The organism is Halorhodospira sp. 9621, assembly GCF_022228055.1.
GTDB classification, from domain to species: domain Bacteria; phylum Pseudomonadota; class Gammaproteobacteria; order Nitrococcales; family Halorhodospiraceae; genus Halorhodospira; species Halorhodospira halophila_A.
The window spans coordinates 1-929 of sequence record NZ_JAJNRD010000093.1; the positions used below are offsets into that span (position 1 = coordinate 1).

Below are 929 nucleotides of genomic sequence, written 5' to 3' on the forward strand. Positions count from 1 at the left end.
GAACGCTCTACCCCCTCTGCACGAGCCAGCCGAAGCCCATGGAGACCACTGACCTTACGGGGAAGTTGCGTGGGCAGCTTGAGAGGGAGCGTGGCCTTATAGCCTGCGCCTATCTCTACGGCAGTCGCGCGACCGGGCAAGCTCGGGACGATAGCGATGTCGACCTCGCCGTCCTCTTCCGCGATCCACAGCAGCCTGCGCTGGTCTGCCCCGCCGCCCGCTTGGCTCAGAGACTGGAGCAAGCCATCAGACGCCCGATTGACCTGATTGACGTCGAGCAGGCGCCGGTCGACCTGGTGCACCGCATCCTGCGCGATGGCATCCTGTTGCTCGATGCCATCCCGGAACGACGGATCGCTTTCGAGGTCGATGCGCGGAATCGCTACTTCGACCTGCTGCCTTACCTGCAGGAATACCGACGGAGTTCTGCCGCGTGACCGATCACCCCCTGCTCGACAAGAAACTAGCTTTTATCGAGAGCCGGGTCCAGGAGCTTCGGGAACTCGCCCAGCCCGAGCTGGTCGGCCATGACCTTCGAGAGACGCGCTTTGTCGAGCACACGCTGCAGCTGGCCATCCAGGCAGCGCTAGATGCAGCCTCCCAGGTAGTCTCCGCGAAACGGCTGGGAGAACCGGAGACCAACCGCGCTCTTTTTGAACATCTCGGCCGCTACGGCATTATCGAGCCCGACTTGGTCGACCCCCTGGCGGCAATGGCTGGCTTCCGCAATGTGCTGGTTCACGGCTACCAAGAAGTCGATGCGCGGATCGTCCGGGACGTCGTGGAAAACCACCTAGATGATCTTCTGGCATTCGTCGAGGCGCTTCGAGGCCAGCTCCTCTGACCCCGCGCGGACTCCTGGGCTTCCAACCAGGCCTGCATATCTGCGGTACGCGGCTGCCGGGTCAGCGCCGCGACGCATGGACCCG

At 63.5% G+C, this 929-nt stretch carries 2 protein-coding genes; both read left to right on the forward strand.

Going from position 1 to position 929, the window contains the following annotated elements; translation table 11 throughout:
• The first annotated feature begins 38 nt into the window (after positions 1-38).
• Entirely contained in the window at positions 39-437 is a 399-nt protein-coding gene (mntA, locus tag LRF89_RS13220) for a type VII toxin-antitoxin system MntA family adenylyltransferase antitoxin (protein WP_238635739.1), read from the forward strand.
• Positions 434-844 (forward strand): type VII toxin-antitoxin system HepT family RNase toxin, encoded by a 411-nt coding sequence (gene hepT / locus LRF89_RS13225; RefSeq protein ID WP_238637368.1) that lies wholly within the window; start codon positions 434-436, stop codon positions 842-844. Before mntA ends, hepT begins: the two co-directional genes overlap by 4 nt.
• Positions 845-929 lie beyond the last annotated feature (85 nt).

Excerpts from the sequence above, each read along its gene's own strand:
- mntA (WP_238635739.1), top strand. The coding sequence starts at position 39 with ATGGAGACCACTGACCTTACGGGGAAGTTGCGTGGGCAGCTTGAGAGG.